This is a genomic window from Brevundimonas mediterranea, from assembly GCF_011064825.1.
GTDB lineage: Bacteria > Pseudomonadota > Alphaproteobacteria > Caulobacterales > Caulobacteraceae > Brevundimonas > Brevundimonas mediterranea_A.
In genome coordinates, this window is sequence record NZ_CP048751.1 from 2921531 (window position 1) to 2940974 (window position 19444).

The following is a 19444-nucleotide window of genomic DNA, read 5'->3' on the forward strand; positions in this document are numbered from 1 at the left end:
GACCGTCCATGACCCGCAAAGATCCGTCTCACGCCGCCTTTCCCCGTCGAACCTCTATCAAGGCTGGCGGGTCCATCGGGGGCGAGGTCTGGCTGGTCGGGGCCGGGCCGGGCGATCCCGACCTGATCACCCGACAGGCCGAACGCCTGATCCGCGCCGCCGACGTCGTCTTTTATGACGCCCTGGTCGGGCCGGGGGTTCTGGCGCTCATTCCCGATGCGGTCGAACGCGTTTGCGTGGGCAAGCGGGCCGGCGTCCATTCCAAGCCCCAGGGCGGCATCAACGATCTGCTGCTGGCGGCCGCCCTGGCAGGCCGACGGGTGGTGCGGCTGAAGGGCGGCGACCCGTCAATGTTCGGCCGGTCCGCCGAGGAATTGGCTCATCTTCAGGCGCATGGGGTGCGCGTCCATGTGGCGCCGGGGGTTACGACGGCCAGCGCCGCCGCCGCCCGCGCCGGCGTCTCTCTGACCCTGAGGGGCGTGGCGCGGCGGGTTCAGTTCGTCACAGCCCATGCCCGCGCCGGAGAAGCCCTGGACATGGACTGGGCCGCGCTCGCCGATCCCAGCGCCACCCTGGCCGTCTATATGGGGCGAGCCGCCGCGCCGGAACTGAAGCGACGCCTGATGGCGGAGGGCATGGCGGGAGATACGCCCGTGCTGGTCGCCGTCAATGTCAGCCTGGCGGACGAGAAACTGCTGTTCACGCGGTTGGACCTGTTGCCCCTGACCGTCGGCGCCCTGGCGGAGGACGCGCCGACCCTGATGCTGATCGGCCAGGCGGTCGGTCGGCAAGCCGCTGTGGCGGAAACGCCCGTCGGCGCCGACGTCGCCGCAGCCGGTTCGGCGCGGCCGTGGTGAGCGACCGTGTGTCCGTCTGGATCAGCCGTGTTCGGGCAGGGCGGCTTCAGCCAGGGCCAGGTCGTCAATCGTATTGATGTTCACGAAGGCGTCGTCGTCCTCCGCAGGCCAGTCCACGATGACGCGGCCCACGGCCTCGCTGAGGCCCTGCAGGGACAGCCGGCCCTCGTCGGCCCGGCGCCTTAGGACCGGGACGGCGGTGGTGCGCCACAGGGCGCAGACCGGATGAAGCCGGCCCCCGCTTGCGGCCACGGCCACGCCCGACTCGGCCGTCAGGGCGGACTGGAGCCGCGATAGCAGATCGCCCGGCACGCGGGGCATGTCGCAAGCCAGGGTCAGAACCTGGTCGAAGCCGGCGTCCGCCGCCCAGACCAGGGCTGCGAGCAGGCCCGCCAGGGGGCCGTCGATATCCGGCGCATCGAGCACGATCGTCTCGGCGAAACCGTCCGCCTGGGCGGGATCGCGCACCACCAGGATCACCGGCCCGGCCAGGGCGTGAGCCTTGTTCAGCGCATGGTCGAGCAGGCGCAGCCCGTTAAGCCGCCGACGCGGCTTGTCGCCCCCCATTCTTCGGCCGGCCCCGCCGGCCAGGACCGCGACAACGACGGGGCTCATGGGACCTCGCGCGGACGGGGCCGAGGCGGCTTGGCGCGCCGGGTGCGAGGCACGAGCGCAGGCGGCGCGGTCAGACTTGCGGCCTCGGCGGGACTGCTGACCGTCGTCTCGAGATCGCGCACCAGTCCGTCGCGTATGGAATAGATCCAGCCGTGAATCGACAAGACCTGGCCGCGTCGCCAGGCGTCGGTGACGAAGGGATTGCGCGACAGAGCACGGACCTGAGCCAGGACGTTCTTCTCGCAGATGAAGTTCACGCGGGTCTCGGCGTCATGGATAGCCTCTAGGTCTGTGGCGTGGTCCTCGCACAGTCTCTGGACTCGTTGCATCCAGTGATCGAGCACCCCGTGCCTCTGGCCGTCGAGCACGGCGCGAACCCCGCCGCACCCGTAGTGGCCGCAGACGATGATATGCCGGACCTTCAGGGACTCCAGGGCGAACTGGAGTACGGCGAGCAGGTTCATGTCCTGGGCCGGCGCCAGATTGGCGACATTGCGATGGACGAACAGTTCGCCCGGCTGCAGTCCGACCACCTCATTGGCGGGCACCCGGCTGTCGGAGCAGCCGATCCACAGATATTCCGGCGACTGTTGCGCCGACAGGCGACGGAAATACTCTGGATCCAGTCGGGTTCGCGTCGCCGCCCAAGCCAGATTGTTGCGAAGCAGATCCTCGATCATGATGCGGTCTCGCCCATTGGCGCCTCCAGCAGGACGCCCCGGCGCGCCGCAATACGGATGCTGAGCGATCGGAGGTCCGCCGCCGTCAGACGCAGGCGGGCGATGGGCAGGACCACGGCGTTCTCCAACGCAATATGGCGACGTTCACGCGCGGCGAAATCGACGAACAGCTGTCGCGTCTGCAGATCATGGCCAGGCGCCCGACCGTCCATCAAGGCCTTTTGCAGCCGGTCGATCAAGGTCTGCGCATGGGTCAAGTCGTCGCGATGTTCGGCGGACAGGGCGCCCAGGACCGCGTCGAGTTCGTCGGCGGGCTGACACCGCCGACGCAGCAGCGGAAAAAGGTCGTCCTCCTCGTCGATGACGTGCAGCGGCATGTCGTGGCGCAGGAAGTCCAGGATTTCCTGCGCCTCGTCGCCCAGCAGGACGGTCGCGGTACCGACGCGCTCGATCAGTTGGCAGAGCTGGCGATGGCGATAGTGTTCGGCGAACAACCAGTTCAACGGTTCATGGACCAGCTCGGGAGGCAGCCGTTCGATCAGAGAGGTCTGGCTTGTCCTCGCGTCCTGTCCCGTCATGGGTCTAGAACCGGTAGTCGACGGCGGCCCAGACCTTGTCGCGGTCGGCGAAGGCGACCTGGCTTCCATCGAAATGGGCGGCCTTCACCTCCAGAGCCCACCGCGCGTCCAGCGTCAGTCTGGCCGATACGTCGAGCTCCCGACCGTAGCGGACCGAGGCGTCTGCGTCCTGGAAGTCGCGCCAGGCGGCGGTCAAGACGGCGCTGCGCCCCAGCGGCGGTCGGGTCACCGTGTAGCTGATGGTGGCGGAAACGTCGCGCAGACCGTTGGGAGGCGTGGTCAGGAAGACGTCGGCCCAGCCCTGGAAGGCGTGCAGGGTGGCCAGGGGCGTCTGGAAGGCCTGGACGCCGTCGCCATCCAACCGCTCGAGCGCCAGCGTTCCCGTCACAGGGCCGCGCTTCAGTCCTGCGGAGATCTGCCCGTAGTCGAGATCGAACCGGGCTGGATTGGCGCCATATTCCGACTGGCGCGCGTATTCGAGGGCGAAAAGGGCAGACCATTCAGGAGACAGGGGCCGACTCCCTTCCAGTCGTGCGCCCCAGGTCGCCGAGGATTGAGCGGGCGCGTCGGCGAAGTCCAGCAGATAGCCATAGGTCGTGAGCCGTCCCACCGGAGTGGGGGCCTCGATATTGATCAAATGACTGTCCGAGCGCCATTCCCCGACAGGACTGTCGTCGCCGAAGACGCGATGAACCTTGTCAATCCAGGCCCAGGTGACGGTCAGGGGCTCGAACGCCTTGGTCGTCACCTTGACGGCGTCGAATGTCTGTTCGTTCTGGCGGAAACCGACATTACCGACGAAGCGGGCGGCGCCGAGCACGATCCGCTGGCGGCCGAGGACCACCTCGGTGTCGGGCAGGCCGGTCCAGGCGACCTGCAGCCGGTTCAGCTCAAGGGCCTCCGGATCGCCCACGACCGCCCGGTGCGCAGGGCCGTGAATCGTGTCGTTATAGTCGTCGACCAAGGCGGTGACCGCCTCGCCCTCGACCAACAGGCGAAAGCCCGAATAGACCGGACTTTGCCAGCCGAGGCGCGCGCGCAGGGTCAAGGCCGTGGCGTCGTCGAGCCCGTCTTGGCCGACGTCTTCATAGCGCAGGCGGCTATCGAACAGGATGTCGCCCGCCGGACTGGAGGCGGCCGCCGGTGCTGCGGGGGACTGGGCCTGCGCCACGGCGGGCGCCGCTGTCATCAGCAGGCCGACGGCCCAGGCGCGTCCGGTCAAAGCCATGTCAATGTCTCCGGATCAGGGTGAAGGTGCGTGCAGGCTCCACCAGTTTCGATTTCAGAATGGCGCGGACGCAGGCCAGGGCCGGGTCATCGGCGCCCTGGGCGGCGGAGATCAACCGGGTCCATCCCTCGTCGTCGGCCTCGCGGATGAAGTTGGTGATTTCCCCCTGGACGAACTCGGCGGTCGCCACGCCCGCCTGGGCCGCCGTGTCGCGGGCTCGGGCGGCCAGGCCCGGATCCGCTTCGTCGAGCCAGGCTTCCAGCCGCGCCGTCACGGCGGACTGGTCGTTCAGAAGGTCGCCCAAGGACAGGGCCGCCGAAGCGACGGCGCCGTCCTCGGTCACGCTCAGCCTCACACCGCCTTCGCGGGCCTCAGCGGCCAGACCGGAGACATAGCGGGCGGCGGCCGCCGTCCAGGCGCGGCTTTCCAGGTGCAGGGCGATGCGCGGCAGGACGTGCTCGAACGGCAACTGGCGGCCCTCTATGCGCCGATCCAGGCGCAGGACATGCCAGCCGAAGCGCGACCTGACCGGTTCGGACGCTGTTTCGCCGTCCTGAAGCGCATCGAGACCCGCTTCGACCTCGGCGGCGAGATCGCCCGGCGAGATCTGACCCAAGGATCCGCCAACGCCCTTGGACGGGCAGTCGGACAGGCGCTGGGCCAGGTCGGCGAACCGATGCGGATAAGCGGCCAACTCCGTGATCGCAGCCTTGGCCGCCGCCTGCGCTTCGGCCCAGGCGGCCTCGTCCTGAGTCTGGGGCGCCAACAGGATGTGGGAGGCCTCGGTCAGGGCCGGTGTGCAAAACCGTTTCGGCGCATGGTCATAGACGCGACGGCATTCGTCACGGCTGGGCGCGTCCACCAGGATTTCAGCCTCCAGGACCGCGCGGATCAGGGCTTCCTCGGGCGTCTCCTCGCGGCCGTCTTCATCGCACTCCGGGGCCGGGGTCAGACCCAGTTGATCGGCCCGGTCCAGCAGCAGGGCCTTGATGGCCAGGGCGTGGGCCGCCGCCTTGCGCGCCTCCTCGGCGTTCGGCGCAGGATGGTGCTGGGCCTCCTCGGCGACCAGACGCTCTGGCAGGGCCACGCCGTCGATGACGATCATAGCGCTCATCGTGCGGAGCCTCCGATGCGGCGCGTCACGGGCATGCGGCGTTTGCTGCGAACAAGCTGCCAACCGCGGCGGTTGAGATACCAGACCGGCGCGGACAGCATGTGGACGAGCCGTGTGAAAGGGAAGACCAGCAGGATCGTCAGACCCAGCGTCAGATGCGCCCGGAAGATCCAGTGGACATCGGCGATGAAGTTCGCGCTGTTCGGATTAAGGGTGAAGATGCCCTGGGCCCAGCTCATGAACTTGACCATCTCATGCCCGTCGCGGTGGCCCAGCGACAAGGGAATGGTCGCCAGCCCGAGGCAGAGCTGGGTCATGAGGATGATCAGTATGGCCATGTCGCCGAAGCTGGATGTCTGGCGGATTCGCGGATCGAACAGGCGCCGGTGGAGCAGCAACAGGCCGCCCACCAGACAGGCCGAGCCGGCCAGGCCGCCGGCCACGATCGCCAGCATCTGCTTGAAGCCATGGCTGACGCCCAGGAAGTCCCAGACGGCGATCGGGGTCAGCAGACCCACGAAATGGCCCGCGAAGATGGCCAGGATTCCGACGTGAAAGAGAACCGAGCCCACCATCAGCTGTCTGCGCCGCAGAAGCTGGGAGGAGCCGGTGCGCCAGGTGTATTGTTCACGATCGAACCGCAGCACCGAGCCGATCACCAGCACGGCCAGAGCGATATAGGGATAGACGCCGAAGGCGATGAAATTCAGGTCCATGGTCTCGATCCTCAGGCCGCAGCGTCGGCGCGGCGACTATTGTCAGGGGACGGGGCGGCGTTCATGGCGGACAGGATGGCGTCGGCCTTCGGACACCCGGCCTCGGCGGGGCCGAAGGTGACGGCGGTCTCTTCCCAAGCCTTGTCGAGGGTCTCCAGATCGTCCGGATCGTCGTCCGGCTCCTGCATCAAGGCGGCCACCGCGTCGGAATCCGGCACGGCGCCCGTCATGGCCGCCAGCGCACCGAACACGGCGCGATAGGGGCTTTCGCGCTTGTGAAGCCGCTCGGCCAGCGCCGCCAGGACATGGGCGCCTTCGCCGAGCAGAGATGCGGCGTCCTCGTCCGGCAGGGTGGACAGGAAGTCCAGGAACACCGGCAGATGGTCCGGCAGCTCATTGGCGGTCAGCTCCAGGCCGTAAGAGCCGTAGAGCTCGATCAGAGCCGCCATCGCTTGGCCCCGGTCGCGGCTCTCGCCGTGAATATGCTCATAGAGATTGAGCGACAGGGAGCGCGTTCGGTCGAAGAGGTGAACAAACCCCTCCTGAAGCTCGTACAGATCCTCGTGCTCCAGCTTGCGGGCCAGCTTGTCCAGGGCGCTGACGATGGGCGGCGGGACCAGGCCTTCCGAGCGGATGGCGGCCATGATCGCCGGGGCGGCGGTCTGGATGTCCGCCGTCGGATAGGTCAGCAGAAGGGCGAGGGCGCGATAGGTCAAAGCCATGGTCAGGCCACCTCTGCTGTGGGTTTGGCGCGTGAGCGTTTGTCGGGCCCGAATAGCCCCAGTTCGGTGCGGCCGCCGGAACAGCCGTTGCCGAAGGTGAAGCCGCAGTTGCCCCGCAGGTCATAGGCGTCTTCGACCGTCTCGCGGTGCGTCGAGGGAATGACGAACCGGTCCTCGTAGTCGGCGATGGCCATGATCTTGTACATGTCGTCGATCTGGGCCGCCGTCAGGCCGACCGTCTCGGCGAGCCCGTGGTCGATGCGGCCGTCCACCGTCCGGGCGCGCATATAGGCGCGCATGGTCAGCATGCGGCGAAGCGCCAGGGTCACCGGCTCCTCGACGCCTGCGGTCAGCAGGTTGGCGAGATATTTGACCGGGATGCGAAGCGCCTCCACGTCCGGCATGTCGCCGTCCATCTCCAGGGCGCCGACAGCGGCCGCGTTCTGGATCGGGGAGAGGGGCGGCACGTACCAGACCATCGGCAGGGTCCGGTATTCGGGGTGCAGCGGCAGGGCCACCTTCCAGTCAATGGCCATCTTGTAGACCGGGCTGCGCCGCGCGCCCTCGAGCCAGGCCTCGGGCACGCCGTCCGCCCGCGCCTGGGCGATCACCGCCGGATCGTGCGGATCCAGGAAGAGGTCGAGCTGGGCTTGGTACAGATCCTTCTCGTCCGGGGTTGAAGCGGCCGCCTCGATGCGGTCCGCATCATAGAGCAAGACGCCCAGATAACGGATCCGGCCGACGCAGGTCTCCGAACAGACCGTCGGCTGCCCCACTTCGATCCGGGGGAAGCAGAAGGTGCATTTCTCGGATTTTCCCGAGTCCCAGTTGTAATAGATCTTCTTGTAGGGGCAGGCCGAGACGCACATCCGCCAGCCGCGGCATTTGTCCTGATCGATCAGAACTATACCGTCCTCCTCGCGCTTGTAGATGGCGCCGGAAGGGCAGGCGGCTACGCACGCGGGGTTGAGGCAGTGTTCGCACAGCCTCGGCAGATACATCATGAAGGTGTTTTCGAACTGGCCGTAGATCTCCTTCTGGACGTCTTCGAAATTGACGTCCTGCGAGCGCTTGGAGAACTCGCCCCCCAGGATTTCCTCCCAGTTGGGCCCCCATTCGATCTTCTCCATCCGTTTGCCGGTGATCTGCGACCGGGGCCGGGCGGTGGGGAAATGCTTCATTTCCGGCGCCGTCTGGAGATGACCGTAGTCGAAGTCGAACGGCTCGTAATAGTCGTCGATCTCGGGCAGGTCGGGGTTGGCGAAGATCTTGGCCAGGATGCGCCATTTGGCGCCCATGCGGGGCTCGATCTTGCCGTTGGGCTTGCGCCGCCAGCCGCCGTTCCACTTCTTCTGGTTTTCCCATTCCTTGGGATAACCGATGCCCGGCTTGGTCTCGACGTTGTTGAACCAGGCGTATTCCACGCCCTTGCGGCTGGTCCAGACGTTCTTGCAGGTGACGGAACAGGTATGACAGCCGATGCATTTGTCCAGGTTCAGCACCATGCCGATCTGTGCGCGGATCTTCATTGGCCGAACTCCTTGGATTTCAGAGGCTCATCGAGCCAGTCCACCTTCTTCATCTTGCGCAGCACGATGAACTCGTCCCGGTTGGAGCCGACGGTGCCGTAGTAGTTGAAGCCGTAGGCGAGTTGAGCGTAACCGCCGATCATGTGGGTCGGCTTGAGGACGGTGCGGGTCACGGAGTTGTGGATGCCGCCGCGCCGGCCGGTGATCTCCGAACCGGGCGTGTTCACGATCTTTTCCTGAGCGTGGTACATGAAGGTCGTACCCTCGCGGATCCGCTGGGACACCACGGCCCGGGCCGTCAGGGCGCCGTTGGCGTTGAAGACTTCGATCCAGTCGTTGTCGACGATCCCGGCCTTGCGGGCGTCGACTTCAGAAATCCACACCACCGGGCCGCCGCGATTGAGCGTCAGCATCAGCAGATTGTCTGAATAGGTCGAGTGGATGCCCCATTTCTGGTGCGGGGTGATGAAGTTGAGCACGATCTCGGTCTCGCCGTTGGGCTTGAGACCCTTCACATGCGTCGTCTTCAGATCGACCGGCGGCTTGTAGACGCACAGCGCCTCGCCGAAGGCCCGCATCCAGAGGTGATCCTGATAGAGCTGCTGGCGGCCGGTGAGCGTCCGCCAGGGGATCAGCTCATGCACATTGGTGTAGCCGGCGTTGTAGCAGACCGTCTCGCTCTCGATGCCCGACCAGATGGGCGAGGAGATGATCTTGCGCGGCTGGGCGAGCAGATCGCGGAAGCGGATCTTCTCGTCCTCCTTGGCGAGCGCCAGGTGAGCGTGTTGTCGCCCCGTCTGTTTCTCGAGCGCCGCCCAGGCCTTGACCGCCACCTCGCCGTTCGTCTCCGGCGCCAGCATCAGAATGGTCTCGCAAGCGTCTATCGCGCTGTCGATCCCCGGCATGCCCTCGGTCAGCCCCGGTTCAAGCACGGCGCCGTTGAGGGCGCGCAGTTCGTCGACCTCGTGACCGGTCTTCCAACCCAGGCCCTTGCCGCCGTTCCCGAGCGTCTCCAGCAGCGGGCCGAGGGCTGTGAACTGCTTGTAGAGGTTCGGATAGTCCCGCTCGACGACGGTGATCTGGGGCATGGTCTTGCCCGGAATGGCCTCGCACTCGCCGAGGTACCAATCCTGGACCTCGAAGGGCTGAGCCATTTCACCGGGGCTGTCGTGCTGGATCGGGGTGAGCACCACGTCGTGCTCGCGGCCCAGCACCTCGGGCGCGACCGCCGAGAACTTCTTGGCGATCGTCTTGAAGATGTCCCAGTCTGATTTGGACTCCCAGGCCGGGTCCACCGCCGCGGACAGCGGGTGGATGAACGGGTGCATGTCGGAGGTGTTGAGGTCGTTCTTCTCGTACCAGGTGGCCGTCGGCAGAACGATGTCGGAATAGACCGCCGTGGTCGACATGCGGAAATCGAGCGTGACGAGGAGGTCCAGTTTGCCCTCGGGCGCCGCGTCATGCCAAACCACGTCGACAGGCTTGACCTGTCCGGCCTCGCCTAGATCCTTGCCCTGAACGCCATGCGAGGCGCCGAGCAGGTGTTTGAGGAAATACTCGTGCCCCTTGCCCGACGAGCCCAGCAGGTTGGAGCGCCAGATGAACATGTTACGCGGCCAGTTCGCCGGGTCGTCCGGATCCATGCAAGAGAGCTCGATCGAGCGGTCCTTGAGGCCATTCACCGTGTAGGTCTTGGGATCGACGCCCGCCGCCTCGGCGGCCTTGACCAGGTCCAGCGAGTTGGTCTTCAGCGCCGGCGCCGAGGGCAGCCAGCCCATGCGTTCAGCCCGGACGTTGAAGTCGATCATCGAGGCCTTCCACGGCCCTTCCGGCGCCGTCGGCGACAGCAGTTCGTCGACGCCCACGGTTTCGTAGCGCCACTGATCGGAGTGGGCGTAGAAGAAGGAGGTGGAGTTCTGCTGACGCGGCGGACGGATCCAGTCCGTGGCGAAGGCCAGCGGCGCCCAGCCGGTCTGCGGCCGCAGCTTTTCCTGACCGACATAGTGGGCCCAGCCGCCGCCGGATTGACCGACGCAGCCGCACATCACCAGCATGTTGATGACGCCGCGGTAGTTCATGTCCATGTGGAACCAGTGATTCATCGCCGCGCCGATGATCACCATTGACTTGCCGTTGGTCTTTTCGGCGTTGGTGGCGAAGCCGCGCGCCGTGGCGATGATCTGATCCCGCGGGACCGAGGTGATGGCCTCGGCCCAGGCCGGGGAATAGGGCTCCAGGTCGTCGTAGGAGCGCGGCATGCAATCGCCGCCGAAGCCCTGGTCGACGCCGTAGTTGGCCAGGAACAGGTCATAGACGCAGGCGACCAGCGCCTCGCCGTCCTTCAGCTTGACCCGGCGGACTGGGACGTTGCGCGTCAGGACGTCAGGGTGGTCGGTGGAGGCGAAGCCGTTGCTGGCGGTATTGGCGAAATAGGGGAAGCGCACGCCGGCGACCTCATCGTGCGCGTCCTTCAGGCCCAGCTTCAGCGTGGTCTCGCGCCCGGCGGCGTCTCGCTCTTCAAGGTTCCAACGCCCGTCCTCGCCCCAACGGAAGCCGATCGAGCCGTTCGGGACCACGATCTCACCGGTGGCCTCGTCTATGGCGACCGTTTTCCAGTCCGGATTGTTGGCCTGATCGAGATCCCCGACGAAATCCGACGCCCGCACCAGGCGTTCCGGCACATAGCCGCCCTCCTGGGGGACCAGGCGGACCAGCATCGGCAGGTCGCTGTATTTGCGCAGATAGTCGCGGAAATACGGTACCTGCTTATCGATATGATACTCCTTGAGGATCACGTGGCCGAAGGCCATGGCCAAGGCTGCGTCGGTGCCCTGTTTGACGGGAAGCCACAGGTCGGAGAATTTCGACGCTTCGGAATAGTCGGGGCAGATGACGACGGACTTGGCGCCGCGATAGCGGGCCTCGGTGTAAAAGTGGGCGTCCGGGGTGCGGGTCTGGGGGACGTTCGACCCCCACAGCAGCATGAAGCTGGAGTTGTACCAGTCGGCGCTTTCGGCCACGTCGGTCTGCTCGCCCCAGGTTTGAGGCGAAGCCGGCGGCAGATCGCAGTACCAGTCATAGAAGGAGCCGGTGACCCCGCCCAGCAGTTGCAGATAGCGGGCGCCGGCGGCGTAGGACACCATGGACATGGCCGGGATGGGCGAGAAGCCGAACACCCGGTCGGGGCCCCAGCGCTTGGCCGTATAGGCGTTGGCGGCGGCGATGATCTCGGTGACTTCCTCCCAGTCGGCCCGCACGAAGCCGCCGGCCCCGCGCATGCTGGTGTAGGATTTGCGCGCGGCGGGATCGTTCTGGATCGAGGCCCAGGCCGCGACCGGTTCCATCGTCTGGCGGGCCTTGCGCCATGCCCGCAGCAGGCGCGAGCGGATCAGCGGATATTTCACCCGGTTGGCCGAATAGAGATACCAACTGTAGCTGGCGCCGCGCGCGCAGCCCCGGGGTTCGTGATTGGGCAGGCCCGGTCGGGTGCGAGGATAGTCGGTCTGCTGGGTCTCCCAGGTGACGATCCCGCCCTTGACGTAGATCTTCCAGGAGCAGGAGCCGGTGCAGTTCACGCCGTGGGTCGAGCGCACGACCTTGTCGTGACGCCAGCGGCTTCGATAGGCCTCCTCCCAACCGCGATCCTCGTCGTTCATGACGCCGTGGCGATCGGAGAACAGTTCGGTCTTGCGCGTGAAGAAGGCGAGACGGTCTAGGGTATGGCTCATGATCAGGCCGCCTTGGGTGCGAGGTTCAGGATCGAGCGCCGGCGGGCGTAGAAGGCCCAGTTGACGACGGCGCAGCTGCAATAGAAGGCGAGGAAGAGGTACAGGGCGATCAGCGGATCCCCGGTCGCCTTCATCGAGTTGGCGAAGGCCAGCGGGATGAAGAAACCGCCATAGGCGCCGATGGCCGACGAGAAGCCGACGATGGCCGCGGATTCCAGCTCGGCCTGCTTCAATCGCTCCGCCGCCGTGGCGCGGGGCATCAGCCGGGGCATGTCGGCGCGGACGAGGGCCGGGATCATCTGGAAGGTCGAGGCGTTGCCGACGCCGGTCCAGAAGAACAGCCACAGGAAGCTGGGGAAGAACAGGCTGAAGGACGGTTCCGCGCCAAAGGCGCCGACGCTCTGAAGCACCGCCAACACCCCCAGGATCAGGGCGTAGAAGACGATCTGTGTGACGTTGTGCCCGCCCCAGCGATCAGACACCCAGCCGGTCAAGGCCCGAGATGCGGCGCCGACCAGGGGGCCGAGGAAGGCGATCTGCAGGATGTTCACATCGGGGAAGAGCGTCTTGCCGAGCAGGGGGAAGGCGGCCGAGAAGCCGATGAAGGACCCGAAGGTGCCGATGTAGAGAAAGCAGATCAGCCAGTTGTGCTTGCGCTGGAACACCACGGCCTGCTCGCGGAACGACGCGCGCGCCGAGGCGACGTCGTTCATGCCGAACCAGGCGGCGGCGGCGGCGATCAGAATGAAGGGGACCCAGACGAAGCCCGCATTCTGAAGCCAGACCTGATGCTGAACACCGTCTTCGACAAAGGTCTGAGGCGCGCCTAGCAGGGGGCTGAACAGGGCCACGCCGGTGATCAGAGGCGCGGTGAACTGGAGGACGCTGACCCCCAGGTTGCCGAAGCCGGCGTTCAGGGCCAGGGCGTTGCCCTTCTGGGCCTTGGGAAAGAAGAAGCCGATATTGGCCATGGACGAGGCGAAGGCCGCGCCACCCAGGCCGCAGAACAGGGCCAGGACGACAAAGACCCCATAGGGCGTCTCAGGGTTCTGGACGGCGACCCCTATGCCGATGGCGGGGATGGCCAGGGACAGGGTCGACAGGGTGGTCCATAGCCGCCCGCCGAAAATGGGGACCATGAAACTGTAGAAGATCCGCAAGGTTGCGCCCGACAGGGCCGGCAGCGCCGTCAGCCAGAACAGCTCGGCGGTCGAAAACTTGAAGCCGACCGTGTTGAGACGGGTCGCCGCCGTGGACCAGAGCATCCAGATGGAAAAGGCCAGCAGCAGATTGGGGATCGAGATCCAGAGATTGCGGCGGGCGATCCGGTGTCCGGAAGCGGCCCAGAACGCGGGGTCCTCCGGACGCCAGTCATGCAGAATGTGACGAGACATATGCGTCTTTCTCTAATGCGAACGCAGGGATGAGGAGGCGGCCTTGTCCGGGCCGACGCCCGCCAGTTCGGGGAACTCCGGCAGGTCCGCCAGAATGGGCGCGCGGCGGCGCTCCATCCGGCGCACCGCGAAGTGCATCCAGACGAGGGCGGTCAGGACCAGGAGGAACAGCAGCATGAAACAGCTGGTCCAGACGCCGGTCAGATCATTGAGGGCACCGAAGACGATGGGCATGATGAAGCCGCCCAGACCGCCGATCATGCCCACCAGACCGCCGACGGAGCCGACGTGGTCGGGGTAGTAGACGGGGATGTGCTTGTAGACGGCGGCCTTGCCCAGGCTCATGGCGAAGCCGAGCACGAACACCAGGGCCGTGAAGACCGGCAGGCTGATCGCCAGGCGGAAGCGGATCGGGCCTTCGATCCCATCGACCACATAGGCGGTCGCCGGATAGGACAGGATGAAGGTGCAGATCACGCTGATGGCGAAGGTCAGATACATGACCTTGCGGGCGCCGATCTTGTCCGACAACCAGCCGCCGAAAACCCGGAACAACGAACCCGGTATCGAATAGGCGGCCGCCAGCATGCCGGCGACGCCGATCCCCACCCCATAGGCGCCGGTGAGATAGTGCGGCAGCCATAGGGCGAGGGCGACAAAGCCGCCGAAGACGAAGAAATAATAGAGGGCGAAGCGCCAGACCCGCAGATCCTTCAGCGGGGTCAGTTGCATCCAGGCGGCGGCGGCCCTTTCACCACTGCGGCGACGCGCGACCAACTGCGGCTCGTCGCGGGTCAGCAGGAAAAAGCCAAGAGCGATGATCAGCAGGGCGCCGGCCCAGATCTGGGCGACGGCCTCCCAACCCAGGGCCAGCATCACAAAGGGCGCGGCGAACTTGGTCACCGCTGCGCCGACGTTGCCGGCGCCGAAGATGCCGAGCGCCGTGCCCTGACGGCCGGCGGGATAGAATTTCGAGACATAGGCGACGCCGACGGCGAAGGCGCCCCCGGCCATGCCGACGCCGAGGGCGGCGATCAGAAACTGGCCGTAGGTCTGGGCGTAGGACAGCAGGAAGGTCGCCGCCGCCGCCAGGACCATGACGATCAGATTGACGCGCCGTCCGCCGAACTGCTCGGTCCAGACGCCCAGAAAGACCCGAACCAGGGATCCGGTCAGGATCGGCGTTCCGACCAGCAGGCCGAACTGGGCTTCGGAGAGGCCCAGGTTGGTCTTTATCTGGACGCCAATGATCGAGAAAATCGTCCACACCGCAAAACAGGCGGTGAAGGCGAAGGTGCTGACCCACAGGGCCGATGCGGCGCCTGGGGCGGGGTTTTCGGCGGATGCCAACGGACTGCTCCCTTCACGGACGGCGTCTCAGCGGCCGCCGCTCAGCTGTCCTAGCTGGCGTCTCGTCAGTCTTATTTGATGCGTATCAATTCGCGTCTTTGTAAAAGCGGTCGTGTGGCGAATTTATACATGATTTTCTAAGTAAAGCGACATTTGGCAGTTGTTGTCTTGTCTTAGGTCGGGGCGTGGATTGATGTTTGTCAATCGACGGCCTATCGAACGGGGGCGTCGCCTAGATGGAATCAACCTGTTCCGTCGAGGAGACGACTGTCCCGACCGCATCAGGAGCCATAGCCATGACCATGCGCGCTTCCGATCTCGATCGCGTCCGAGCCCTGCCGTTGTTTTCGCGGGCCTCGCCCGAGGTCTTTCGCGACGTGACGGCGGGGGCCTTTCTTCAACGGTTTCCTGCCGGAACCACGCTTCTGATGGAAGGCGACACGGTCGACTTCCTCTATGTTCTTCTGGAAGGCGCGGTGGAGCTTCAGGGCTCGTGGAAGGAGAAGGAGACGACGCTGGCGCTGCTGCGTCCGGTCTCGACCTTCATCCTGGCCGCAGTCGTGCTTGATGCGGACGCGCTGATGTCTGCGCGCACCCTGGAGCGATCTGAAATCCTGATGCTGTCGGGCGAGGCTCTGCGTCGCACCATGCGCCAGGACGCGGACTTCAGCTTCGCCGTCGCGGAGGAAGTGTCCGGCTGTTATCGGGGATTGGTCCGGGCCGTAAAGAACCAGAAGCTGCGGGGCGGGGTCGAGCGGCTGGCCAATTATCTGATCACCCAAAGGGCGCGTCAGGGTTTGCGTGATCCGATCGTCTTGCCGCACGAGAAGCGCGTACTGGCGTCACTGCTGGGCATGTCGCCCGAAAATCTGTCCCGCGCCTTCGCTGGTCTGTCCAGCTACGGGGTCGTGGTGCGCGGCGCGGAAGTGAGCCTGGGACGTCCGGACGCCCTGGAACGACTGGCGCGCCCGCACCCGCTGATCGACAACCATATGCCCGCGCCCGCCGGCGGCGCCGGCAAGGCGGAGATCGAGCGGTGGACGACCCGCTCAGGGCGCACCTGCGGCTCCAGCCTGGCCTGATCAGCCGCCGAGCTGGGCGAGGTTTTTTAGGTCGCCCGAACGACCCGACGCCAGGTCGTGGCCGGCGGCCTTGCCGCCGAGCGAGGAGACGATACGACGGGTGAGGGCTTCGCGGTCGTCGTCGTTCTGCAGCAGTTCGCGCAGATCGACGCCCCCGTCGCCGAACAGGCAAAGCCGCAGCTTGCCTCGTGCGGTCACGCGCAGCCTGTTGCAGCTGTCGCAGAACCCCGGCGCATAGGGGGCGATGAAGCCGAGCGCGCCGGCGTGATCGGGATGGCGGTATTCGAAAGCCGGGCCTGCGTCGAAGGCGCGCGGCGTCGGCATCCAACCGTTGTGATCCAGCCAGGCGCGGAATCTGTCGGCCCTGACATGATGGCGGGTGAAGAAATCGTCGTTTTCGGTCGTCTTCATCAGTTCGATGAAGCGAACGGAGACGGGGCGGTCGCGCACGAAACGCGCCCAGTCGTCGAATCCCGCCTCGGCCGTTTCGCGCAACAGGACGGCGTTGACCTTGACGGCGGAGAAGCCCTCCTCAAGGGCGCGGTCGAGCCCCGTCAGAACCTGGCCCAATTTGTCGTGGCCGGTGATCCGATGAAAAACCTGCGGATCGATGGAGTCGATGCTGAGGTTGATGTGGGTCAGTCCTGAGGCGCGCCAGCCCTCGACCTGGCGCGCCAGGTTCCAGCCGTTAGTGGTTACGGCGATCTTGGCCACGCCGGGCGAGGCGGCGACCGTCCGCAGGATCGCGTCGAAATCCTTGCGGACGGTCGGCTCTCCGCCGGTCAGACGCACCTTGCTGAGGCCCAGGTCCGAAAATCCGGCCACCAGCCGACCGATCTCCTCGACTGTCAAAAACGACAGAGGGCCCGTCTTCTTCCAGCCGTTCGGCAGGCAATAGGTGCAACTGAAGTTGCACACCTCCGTGACCGAGAGGCGAAGATAATGGAACCGGCGGCCAAAGCCGTCGGTCATGGCAGCGGCGTCAAACGCCATGGAAGCTCCTTTCCAGAGGCGGGAGGCGGAGGGATTTCTCCCGCCGCCCTCGATCCTTGCGGATCCGGCCGTCAGACCTTGGCGCGATTGCTGTAGGTCGGACGGCTCGGAGCGAATACTGACTGATGTGTTACACGATGAACCTGCACCCGACTATGATGGGCGCGTGGAATGATCTTGACGAAGATCAAGTCGAAACCCTTCAAGTCTTGTGCGGCCGGGCGGACGACCATGTTAATCGGCCGAAGCGATGCCCGGGGCGCCGCGTGGAGAGACGAGCCCATGTCGATGAAAGAAGGCGATGTCGGACGGCGTCGCGTGCTGGCCCTGATCGGGGCGACGGCTCTGGCGGGATGCGCGCCCCGCTCATCCGAAGACCGGCCGCTCGACCTGTTCGCGGCGGCCAGCCTGCGTGAAGTGCTCGACGCCGCCGCCGCCCAGTATGATCGGTCCTCGGGGCGGCGCGTTCGCGCGACCTATGCCGGCAGCGCCCAGCTCGCGCGTCAGATCGCGCAAGGCGCCCCGGCCGATCTGTTCATCTCGGCCGACGAAGACTGGATGGACTGGCTGCAAGGCCGCGGCCTGGTCGAGATCGCCGCGCGCCGCCGCCTCGCCGCCAATCGGCTGGTGTTGGTCGCGCCGGCCTCGGCTGCGGCCGGCATGGTCGATCTGGCCTCGCCAGACGCCGTGGCTCAGCGACTAGGGGAGGGCCGTCTGGCCATTGCCGAGGCCTCAGTGCCGGCGGGCCGTTATGGGCGACAGGCGCTTATGCGTCTGAACCTCTGGTCCCAGGTCAAGGATCGCCTGGCGCCGACAGCGGATGTACGCGCCGCCCTGGCGCTGGTGGCGCGAGGAGAGACCCCGCTCGGGGTGGTCTATGCGACCGACGCCCGCGTCGAGGCGAAGGTCCGGGTGGCGGCGGTCTTTCCAACGGACGCCCATGTGCCCATCCTCTATCCCGGCGCGCCCGTCCGACGCCTTGACGGGGCCGGGGATATTCAGGGGGCGCAGGTCTTCCTCGATTTTCTGACCAGCCCCCAGGGTCAGGCTTTGTTTAGGGAATTCGGCTTTGCCCCGCCCGTTTGAGCCCGTCCGGTGATCCCGTTCAGTCTCGAGGAACAGCAGATCATCGGTCTGTCGCTGAAGGTCGCGGCGACCGCGACCCTGTTCAGCCTGCCGCCCGGCGTCGCCCTGGCCTATCTCCTGTCGCGCGGCGACTTCCCCGGAAAGGGCCTGCTGTCGGGCCTGACCCATTTGCCGCTGATCCTGCCGCCGGTCGTGACAGGTTATGGGCTCTTGCTGCTGTTCGGACGCAGCGGTCCGCTTGGCGCCTGGCTGGAGCCGCTGGGAATCGTCTTCGCCTTCGATTGGACGGGGGCGGCGCTGGCCGCCGCCATCATGGGGTTTCCGCTGCTGGTGCGGGCCGTCCAGCTGTCGTTCGACCTTGTCGATCCCCGAATCGAGCGGGCCGCTGAAACCCTGGGGGCCAGCCCCTTCATTCGTTTCCTGACCGTCACTCTGCCGCTCGCTCTGCCGGGTCTCGCCGCCGGAACCGTGCTCGCCTTCGCCAAGGCCTTGGGCGAGTTCGGCGCCACCATTACCTTCGTCGCCAACATACCCGGCGAGACCCGCACCCTGCCGCTGGCCATCTATAGTCTGACCCAGGCGCCGGGCGGCGAGGCCGCTGCGCTGCGGCTCGTCCTGATCTCCATCGGCGTCTCGATTACGGCGCTCCTGATCTCCGAGTGGGGCGCCCGGGTCGCCGCCCAGCGGATCGGGGCGACGCGATGACCCTGGACGTATCCTGTCAGATCGAGCGCGGCGATTTCTCGTTGGAGATCGATTTCTCGAGCGACGCCCGCATCACCTGCCTGTTCGGCCGCTCGGGCAGCGGAAAAACCACTCTGGCCGAGGTCGTCGCCGGCCTGATCCGCCCCCGTAGCGGCCGGGTGGCGCTGGACGGAGAGGTCTTGTTCGACGACTCAACGGGTCTGTCGATTCCGACCTGGAAGCGGCGTATCGGCTACGTGTTCCAGGACGCGCGCCTGTTTCCGCACATGACGGCGCGGGACAATCTTCTGTACGGCCCGCGACGGGCCGGCGATCCTCGGCCGGATCTGGAGGAAATCGTCGCCCTGCTGGGGCTTGAAGCCCTTCTGGAGCGGCGGCCGGGCGTGTTGTCGGGCGGCGAGGCGCGCCGGGTCGCGATCGGGCGTGCGCTGTTGACCCGCCCCCGGTTGCTGATCCTGGACGAACCCCTTTCGGGCCTGGACGGCGCCCGACGCGGCGAAATCCTGCCCTATCTCGATCAGTTGTCGCGAGCGGGACCGCCCATTCTCTACGTCAGTCACGCCGTCGAAGAGGTCGCGCGTCTGGCCGATCGTGTGGTGCTGGTCGGTGACGGTCGCGCCGTGGGCGCCGAGCCCCCGGACCAGGCTTTCGACCGGCCGGAGGCCGAGACCGCCGCCGGGCTCAGTGCGCCGCTGTCCATCCTCGACGGGCGGGTGAGCGGGCACGACCCGGCCGGCTGCGCCACGCGGATCGACCTGGCCGGAACCCCCTTCCTGTCGCCGCTTCTGGATGTCGCGCCGGGCGAGCGGCTGAGGATCGTGGTCGATGCGCGCGACGTGGCCCTGGCCCTGACCGACCCGATCGACGCCAGTTTCCAGAACCGGCTGCCGATGCGGGTGGCGAGCCTTGAAACCCGAGGAGACGGGGTTCTGACGCGGCTGGAGGCGGGCGGGCTCACGCTGAAAGCCCTGGTCACGCCTCAGGCCTGTCGCCAGCTCGATCTGACGCCCGGCTTGCCCGTGATCGCCCTGGTCAAGGCGACCGCCGCCGCGCGCTACGCCTGACAG

At 66.4% G+C, this 19444-nt stretch carries 17 protein-coding genes and 1 riboswitch; of the genes, 5 read left to right on the forward strand and 12 right to left on the reverse strand.

The window, feature by feature from the left end; translation table 11 throughout:
- Positions 1–8 precede the first annotated feature (8 nt).
- The gene (cobA, locus tag GYM46_RS14355) at positions 9–857 is read left to right on the forward strand and encodes a uroporphyrinogen-III C-methyltransferase (protein WP_008260222.1); all 849 of its coding nucleotides are present in this window, start codon (positions 9–11) and stop codon (positions 855–857) included.
- Positions 858–878: 21 nt separating this feature from the next.
- On the opposite strand, the gene mobA is transcribed toward cobA, so the two are convergent.
- Genes mobA through GYM46_RS14410 form a run of 11 tightly spaced genes read right to left on the reverse strand, consistent with a single transcriptional unit; the run spans position 879 to position 14511 of the window.
- Complete coding sequence (mobA, locus tag GYM46_RS14360; RefSeq protein ID WP_008262656.1) at positions 879–1472, reverse strand: molybdenum cofactor guanylyltransferase; 594 nt, start codon at positions 1470–1472, stop codon at positions 879–881.
- Positions 1469–2152: a carbonic anhydrase gene (locus tag GYM46_RS14365; RefSeq protein WP_008258838.1), complete on the reverse strand. Its 684-nt coding sequence runs from the start codon at positions 2150–2152 to the stop codon at positions 1469–1471. The genes mobA and GYM46_RS14365 overlap by 4 nt, the downstream gene beginning before the upstream one ends.
- Positions 2149–2730 (reverse strand): hemerythrin domain-containing protein, encoded by a 582-nt coding sequence (locus GYM46_RS14370; protein WP_008263206.1) that lies wholly within the window; start codon positions 2728–2730, stop codon positions 2149–2151. The genes GYM46_RS14365 and GYM46_RS14370 overlap by 4 nt, the downstream gene beginning before the upstream one ends.
- 4 nt (positions 2731–2734) lie before the next feature.
- Positions 2735–3958, reverse strand: a complete 1224-nt coding sequence (locus GYM46_RS14375) for a hypothetical protein (protein ID WP_008263836.1) — start codon at positions 3956–3958, stop codon at positions 2735–2737.
- A gap of 1 nt (position 3959) precedes the next feature.
- A complete protein-coding gene (locus GYM46_RS14380) occupies positions 3960–5072 on the reverse strand; it encodes a peptidylprolyl isomerase (RefSeq protein WP_154725584.1) in 1113 nt (370 codons plus the stop codon).
- Positions 5069–5788, reverse strand: a complete 720-nt coding sequence (gene narI / locus GYM46_RS14385) for a respiratory nitrate reductase subunit gamma (protein ID WP_008263174.1) — start codon at positions 5786–5788, stop codon at positions 5069–5071. Before narI ends, GYM46_RS14380 begins: the two co-directional genes overlap by 4 nt.
- An 11-nt stretch (positions 5789–5799) precedes the next feature.
- Complete coding sequence (narJ, locus tag GYM46_RS14390; RefSeq protein ID WP_008262296.1) at positions 5800–6510, reverse strand: nitrate reductase molybdenum cofactor assembly chaperone; 711 nt, start codon at positions 6508–6510, stop codon at positions 5800–5802.
- Positions 6511–6512: 2 nt separating this feature from the next.
- The gene (gene narH / locus GYM46_RS14395; RefSeq protein ID WP_008261108.1) at positions 6513–8039 is read right to left on the reverse strand and encodes a nitrate reductase subunit beta; all 1527 of its coding nucleotides are present in this window, start codon (positions 8037–8039) and stop codon (positions 6513–6515) included.
- Complete coding sequence (locus GYM46_RS14400) at positions 8036–11767, reverse strand: nitrate reductase subunit alpha (protein ID WP_008262730.1); 3732 nt, start codon at positions 11765–11767, stop codon at positions 8036–8038. The genes narH and GYM46_RS14400 overlap by 4 nt, the downstream gene beginning before the upstream one ends.
- Before the next feature lie 2 nt (positions 11768–11769).
- Positions 11770–13161, reverse strand: a complete 1392-nt coding sequence (locus GYM46_RS14405; protein ID WP_008262382.1) for an MFS transporter — start codon at positions 13159–13161, stop codon at positions 11770–11772.
- Positions 13162–13173: 12 nt separating this feature from the next.
- Positions 13174–14511: an MFS transporter gene (locus tag GYM46_RS14410; RefSeq protein ID WP_008259837.1), complete on the reverse strand. Its 1338-nt coding sequence runs from the start codon at positions 14509–14511 to the stop codon at positions 13174–13176.
- Positions 14512–14807: 296 nt separating this feature from the next.
- On the opposite strand from GYM46_RS14410, the gene ftrB reads away from it, so the two are divergent.
- Positions 14808–15593 (forward strand): transcriptional activator FtrB, encoded by a 786-nt coding sequence (gene ftrB, locus GYM46_RS14415; RefSeq protein WP_040349641.1) that lies wholly within the window; start codon positions 14808–14810, stop codon positions 15591–15593.
- On the opposite strand, the gene moaA is transcribed toward ftrB, so the two are convergent.
- Positions 15594–16586: a GTP 3',8-cyclase MoaA gene (gene moaA, locus GYM46_RS14420; RefSeq protein ID WP_008264188.1), complete on the reverse strand. Its 993-nt coding sequence runs from the start codon at positions 16584–16586 to the stop codon at positions 15594–15596.
- Positions 16576–16710, reverse strand: a riboswitch (molybdenum cofactor riboswitch). It overlaps the preceding gene by 11 nt.
- A 158-nt stretch (positions 16711–16868) precedes the next feature.
- On the opposite strand from moaA, the gene modA reads away from it, so the two are divergent.
- Genes modA through modC form a run of 3 tightly spaced genes read left to right on the forward strand, consistent with a single transcriptional unit; the run spans position 16869 to position 19441 of the window.
- On the forward strand, positions 16869–17672 hold the full coding sequence (gene modA, locus GYM46_RS14425; RefSeq protein WP_008263547.1) for a molybdate ABC transporter substrate-binding protein: 804 nt from the start codon (positions 16869–16871) through the stop codon (positions 17670–17672).
- Between the two features lie 9 nt (positions 17673–17681).
- Positions 17682–18377 carry a molybdate ABC transporter permease subunit gene (gene modB / locus GYM46_RS14430; RefSeq protein ID WP_008262437.1) on the forward strand — a complete coding sequence of 232 codons (696 nt, stop codon included), beginning with the start codon at positions 17682–17684 and terminating at the stop codon, positions 18375–18377.
- Positions 18374–19441 (forward strand): molybdenum ABC transporter ATP-binding protein, encoded by a 1068-nt coding sequence (gene modC, locus GYM46_RS14435; protein ID WP_008264113.1) that lies wholly within the window; start codon positions 18374–18376, stop codon positions 19439–19441. Before modB ends, modC begins: the two co-directional genes overlap by 4 nt.
- The last annotated feature ends 3 nt before the right edge of the window (positions 19442–19444 follow it).